Raw genomic sequence first — 4,370 nt, 5'->3', positions numbered from 1 at the left:
GATTATGCCCAGAAATACGGAGAAACCTTTGCTAAACTTTCACCATTTGAAAAATCGGTTTACGAAAAGCACTTTCCAGTTGAGGTCAAAATCAAGAAAAGTTCCTATGAAAAAGAGTTTCGCACACAGCTTTCACAGCAATTCAAAACTATTTCGGATGTCGCCGATTTGTATAAAACAGAAAATTATGCCGATAACATTCAAAATAATTATGCGTTAAGTGCCGAAGAACATTATTATTCAGTTGCATTCTCATTTGATGGAACCCGATTCAATCGCATCGTCAAAATAACCGATCCCGTTGAACTCAAAAAGCAGCAAGACAAGTTGGCTACTGTTAAGGAGCGTATTGCAAAATTTCCATTGAAACAAAGTTTTGAGTTGAGATACTATTTTCCAAAACCAATTCAATCCGTTTCAAATACTAAAGCTGTTATTAGTGCTGACAAAAAATCTTTAACATTGACGTTTTCTCTTATTGAAGTAGTAACCAATCCGGAATTGACAAATTTAGAAGTGATTTTAGAGTAAGAAGTTATAACTTTCGGGTTATCATAGTTATAAGAAACATGTTTTGTTTTCAAAACTTTGTACCTTTGGCACACAAACAAAAAAAGGAACGACTAAAGATGTTTTCGTCCTTGGTAATGACAAATGAATAAACAAATCCAATTACAAGATCTGGGGAACAAAGATTACAAAGCCACTTGGGAATACCAAGAGGAATTGTTTAAAGGAATTGTCGATTTAAAAATCCAAAATAGAAAAGACGAAACCAATTTGCCTACGCCTAATTATTTTCTTTTTGTGGAGCATCCTCATGTCTATACTTTAGGGAAGAGTGGTGATTTGAGTAATTTGTTACTTTCCGAAAAGCAATTGGAATCTAAAGGCGCTACCTTTTATAAAATCAATCGGGGAGGAGATATAACCTATCATGGCCCGGGTCAGATTGTTGGTTATCCTATTTTGGATTTGGAAAATTTCTTTACCGACATTCATAAATACTTACGTCTTTTGGAAGAAGCCATCATCCTAACGCTTGCTGAATATGGATTGACTTGTGGCAGAAGCGATGGAGAGACAGGTGTTTGGTTGGGCGTTGGAACTCCATTTGCCCGAAAAATTTGCGCTATGGGTGTTCGCGCTTCCCGTTGGGTGACCATGCACGGATTTGCCTTAAATGTAAATGCTGACTTAGGTTATTTTGACAATATAATTCCCTGTGGCATTCGCGGCAAAGCGGTTACTTCTTTGAATGTCGAATTAGAAGTGGAAAAAGTAGATGAAGATGAAGTGAAAGCTAAAATTCTTAATCATTTTGCTCAATTGTTTGAATGTTCCCTTATTAGATCACAAGATCAATAGATAATTAGAAAGTTAGATTTTTTGATAATAAGATTCCTCTTGAAATCTAAAGATCTAAGAAGTCTAAAACTCTATAATTCCAGTTTCAACTGTTCCGGCAACAATCTAAAACTCATGCGGTGGTATTTGGTTACCCCATATTTTCTAATGGCTTCTCGATGTTCTTGAGTGGGATAGCCTTTATTTTGTTTCCAATTATACATAGGATATTCTTCGTGAATCCGATTCATATACTCGTCTCGGTAGGTTTTGGCCAGGACCGAAGCAGCCGCTATACTCATGAATTTTGCATCTCCTTTTACAATACAACTATGCGGAATATCTAAAACAGGTTTGAACCGATTCCCATCTACTATAATGTATTCCGGTTTTGGATTCAATTTCAAAATGCTATCCTGCATCGCTTTAATCGAAGCATTTAATATGTTGATTTCGTCAATGACTAAAGGTTCTAAATGAGTAACTGCAAATGAAACAGCTTGCTCCTCTATAATAGGACGTAATTGTGCTCTAGCTTTTTCAGTTAACTGCTTGCTATCATTCAGGATATTATTTTCAAAATTTTCAGGCAAAATAACAGCTGCTGCGGTAACAGGTCCTGCAAGGCAGCCACGGCCCGCTTCGTCAGTGCCAGATTCAATTGAAAAATGGGAGAATTGTAGTTGTAACATCTAACTAAATTTGAGTTATAAAATTAGGTAAAAATAGTTGTATTTATATTTAAAAAAATATTTTGGATTTAAAATTGATTTAACACATTTTAAATTCGTAAACACTTGTTAAATGTGTTTTTATTTTTGTAATTATTTGTTAATTAAGAAATAATTAAGATATTTGTTCAAACTAATTCAAAATTAATTGTATTATGAAATTTAAAATCAAGTGGATTTACACGCTTTTATTGGCGTTATCTATGCAGTTTTCTTTTGCTCAAGAGAAAACAGTTTCTGGGGTTGTTTCAGATGGAACAGGACCCATTCCTGGAGCTAACGTAATAGTTAGAGGAACAAAAAATGGTGTTCAAACTGATTTTGATGGTAAGTATGCTATTAAAGCCAAAGTTGGAGATGTTTTAGTAATCACTTTTGTGGGAATGCAAGATGCAACTGCTAAAGTGGGAGCTTCTAATACAATCAATGTGAAACTTCAAAGTGGGAATACTTTGGAAGAAGTTGTGGTTATTGGTTACGGACAAGTTAAAAAAAGAAACGAAGTAACAGGAAATGTATCAACTGTAAGTGGTGATAAAATTAAAGCAGCACCAATGGTTTCTGTAGATCAGGCATTGCAAGGAAATGTTGCCGGATTACAAATGTCAACTTCTTCTGGTACACCTGGATCCACTCAAGACATTAGAATTAGAGGTCGTAACTCTATCAATGCCGGTAATGATCCATTATTTGTAATTGATGGAATACCAATGATCAATGGCAACTTCTCTGGAAGTGCCAATGTGAGTTCACTTTCTACATTGTCTTCAATTGCAGCTGATAATATCGAATCTATGACGGTTCTTAAAGATGCTGGAGCTACTTCTGTGTATGGAGCAAGAGGTGCAAATGGTGTAATTTTAATTACAACTAAGAAAGGTAAAAAAGGAGACGCTAAATTTAATTTTAGTTCAAGTGTTGGTTTTCAAAACAACGCTGTAGAAGGGTTAAGGCCTTTAACAGGTGCTGAGAAAAAAGAATTATTACTTGAGTCAATTTTTAATGTATTTGGCGAAGCAAGAGGTTTTACCAGAGAAAACACACTTGCGTGGGCCACAACCAATCAAGCTACCAATACTGCTGCCTTAAGGGCTTGGATTGCTGGTGGAGAAAAAGAGTACAATTGGGGTGATTTAGTTAAGAATCAAGATGCTTTAATTAATAATCTTGATTTTTCTGTTTCGGCTGGGGATGACAAATCTACAATGTTTGCCTCTGTTGGATATAACAAAACTGAGGCTACAGTAATTGGATCGGCATTTACCCGTGTAAGTGCTAACTTTAATTACACTCGAAAACTAACAGATAAATGGGATTTAAAAACGGGCATTAATGTTTCTAATGTAAAGCAAGGTGGTGTACTAGAACAAGGTGCCTTCTTCTCTAATCCCAATTTGACTAAAAACTTTATGAGTCCGTGGAACGCACCTTATAATGCTGATGGTTCTTTTGCTTTACCTGCTACTGGTCTACATAATTCATTGTATACTGCAGAAAAAAGTATCCGTGATAATGATTTAACACGTTTGATGTCAAATAATACAGTATCTTATAAAATCACTAAGGATGTAGTTTATAACGGTGGAATATCATTTGATTACACTATGAACTCATATAAAGGGTTCAATGATGCAGTTCATGGAGATGGTATAGGAGTTGGTGGTAATGCATCTGCTAGTGTATCAAGAAATTTTAACTATGTTGCTCAAAATTCGATCGACTATCGTCTGGCATTAGGAGAAAATCATAAATTTGATTTCAAAGGTTTGATCGAATTCCAGCAAAATAAATTAAACTTTATTAGTGCATCTGGAGAGGTTTTACCAATTGGATTTACTAATGTTGCAAATGCAGCTGCTAATAAAGATGCTAGTTCTAGTTTTGATGATTGGTCTAACTTGAGTTATTTAGGAATTGTAAATTATAAGTTCCAAGATAGATTTTTATTAGATTTAACTGCCAGAAGAGAAGGATCATCTAGATTTAGTGCTCCTACACGATGGGGTACTTTTTATTCTGCAGGTGGTGCGTGGAACATTGATAAAGAAAGTTTCATGAAAAATATTTCAGTTGTTAATTTATTAAGATTAAGAGGTTCTTATGGTACAACTGGTAATAATGCAATTGGTTTGAATGAATTTCAAACTTTATTAGGGACTAGTAGTTATAATAATAGAGGAGGTATGTTTCCATCTCAATTTGGAACAACTGGTTTGACATGGGAGATTCAAAATAAATTTGATGCTGGAATTGAGTTTGGTTTATTTGACAATAGAGTTTCAGGTTCTGTGG

Annotated in this window: 4 protein-coding genes; 3 read left to right on the top strand and 1 reads right to left on the bottom strand. The window is 34.8% G+C overall.

All coding sequences use genetic code 11. From position 1 onward, the window contains the following. A partial coding sequence (locus ACIQ6Z_RS09260; RefSeq protein WP_396210600.1) for a hypothetical protein occupies window positions 1-531 on the top strand: 531 nt, incomplete at its 5' end. A 123-nt stretch (window positions 532-654) separates the two neighbouring features. Beyond that, window positions 655-1,368: a lipoyl(octanoyl) transferase LipB gene (gene lipB / locus ACIQ6Z_RS09255; RefSeq protein ID WP_396210599.1), complete on the top strand. Its 714-nt coding sequence runs from the start codon at window positions 655-657 to the stop codon at window positions 1,366-1,368. Between the two features lie 71 nt (window positions 1,369-1,439). Here lipB and ACIQ6Z_RS09250 read toward each other — a convergent pair whose 3' ends face one another. Then, complete coding sequence (locus ACIQ6Z_RS09250) at window positions 1,440-2,039, bottom strand: ribonuclease HII (protein WP_396210598.1); 600 nt, start codon at window positions 2,037-2,039, stop codon at window positions 1,440-1,442. Between the two features lie 194 nt (window positions 2,040-2,233). Between ACIQ6Z_RS09250 and ACIQ6Z_RS09245 the strand changes: the two genes are divergently transcribed. Then, window positions 2,234-4,370, top strand: a 2,137-nt coding sequence (locus ACIQ6Z_RS09245) for a SusC/RagA family TonB-linked outer membrane protein (protein ID WP_396210597.1), incomplete at its 3' end; no start/stop codon positions are given.

Origin of the sequence: Flavobacterium sp. (genome assembly GCF_044376915.1) — a bacterium.
Classification (GTDB): Bacteria; Bacteroidota; Bacteroidia; order Flavobacteriales; family Flavobacteriaceae; genus Flavobacterium.
This window is presented reverse-complemented; position numbering and strand designations above follow the sequence as displayed.

Excerpts from the sequence above, each read along its gene's own strand:
- lipB (WP_396210599.1), top strand. The coding sequence starts at position 655 with ATGAATAAACAAATCCAATTACAAGATCTGGGGAACAAAGATTACAAA.
- ACIQ6Z_RS09250 (WP_396210598.1), bottom strand. The coding sequence starts at position 2,039 with ATGTTACAACTACAATTCTCCCATTTTTCAATTGAATCTGGCACTGAC.